The sequence below is a fragment of the Frankia sp. CoWAU3 genome (assembly GCF_977971855.1).
Genome location: NZ_CDWWXB010000062.1, coordinates 1 through 1082, shown reverse-complemented (window position 1 = coordinate 1082; position 1082 = coordinate 1). Strand labels below are relative to the sequence as shown.

Sequence of the window (1082 nt, the reverse complement as noted above, 5' to 3'; positions counted from 1 at the left end):
ACGTGCTCCTGGCCGACGACCTGAGCGAATGTCGCGGGACGGTACCGGTTGTACAACGCTGTGCTCACTGACCTGCTCCGCGTGCTCGACGAGACGATCGGCGAAACGAGAGGACCCCCCGCACACCCGCCAGAGCCCGCTTACCCTTGCTGCCTTCCGGCCCTGGGGGGGTTCACGAGGGTAACGCCGCACGAGGGGTCTGCTGTGCAGTCTAGCCCGTGATGGACGATCATGAATTCCGAGGTCTGCCGGGCGGCACGGCGGCAGGCCCGGCGCCCGGCCCCGCAACGATCAGATAGTCTCATCCACGGAGGATTCGCCTAGTGGCCTAGGGCGCACGCTTGGAAAGCGTGTTGGGGGCAACCCCTCGCGAGTTCGAATCTCGCATCCTCCGCAACGATCTTCGCGGCCTTCCCGCCTCGTACAGCCTTCTGACCAGGCTTAACGCGATGGGCCCCGATCTCTCTCGACGCCTCTCCCGTCTCGGTGAGGACATGGTGCGGACGCCGCGTCGTGCGAGGCCCTGCCGCCGCCACCGTCTCGGCCGCCTTCTGCCCGGCCGAACGCAGCAGATGCGTGTAGAGCGTCCCCGTGATCGCTGTCGAAGAGTGACCGAGGCGCTTGGACACCAGCGTGATGTCGACACCCTCGGCGATCTGGATCGAGGCCGAAGAGTGCCGCAGATCGTGCAGCCGCCGGCGGGAGAGCAGACCGTGGCCGAGCTCGGCGCCGACCTCGACGGCGACGGGCAACGGCTCGGCCAGGGTGAGTTCCGCGCGGGTCCCGCTCAACCGAACCGCGGACACCACGGCCACCTCGCCGACCGGCTCACGGTCGACATACAGAGTCCAGCGGCCGACCGGGTCCCGGTAGCGCACCCCGACAACAAGCTTGGTCGCCCCGGCCTTCTCCGCGGTCCGGATGTTGGTACACAGACCGGCCCGGCGGCCGATCTGCCACATCCGGCGGGTCACCCACTGAGGGTCGAGGTAGCGCCCGTCCGGGCGGGTGAACATCAGCTCCGACAGCTCCACCGGCTGCCCATGCTCGTCGGGCAGCGTGCCGTTCGACCAGCCGTAAGT

1 tRNA gene, 1 other RNA gene and 1 pseudogene are annotated in these 1082 nt (G+C 68.4%); 1 reads left to right on the top strand and 2 read right to left on the bottom strand.

The window, feature by feature from the left end:
• Positions 1-106: 106 nt before the first annotated feature.
• An RNA gene (gene ffs, locus AC08ON_RS08150) (signal recognition particle sRNA small type) lies at positions 107-203 on the bottom strand.
• Positions 204-309: 106 nt separating this feature from the next.
• Between ffs and AC08ON_RS08145 the strand changes: the two genes are divergently transcribed.
• Positions 310-394: transfer RNA gene (locus AC08ON_RS08145), tRNA-Ser, on the top strand.
• 187 nt (positions 395-581) lie between these two features.
• On the opposite strand, the pseudogene AC08ON_RS08140 reads toward AC08ON_RS08145, so the two are convergent.
• Positions 582-962, bottom strand: a pseudogene (locus tag AC08ON_RS08140) (hypothetical protein); the annotation flags it as partial.
• Positions 963-1082 lie beyond the last annotated feature (120 nt).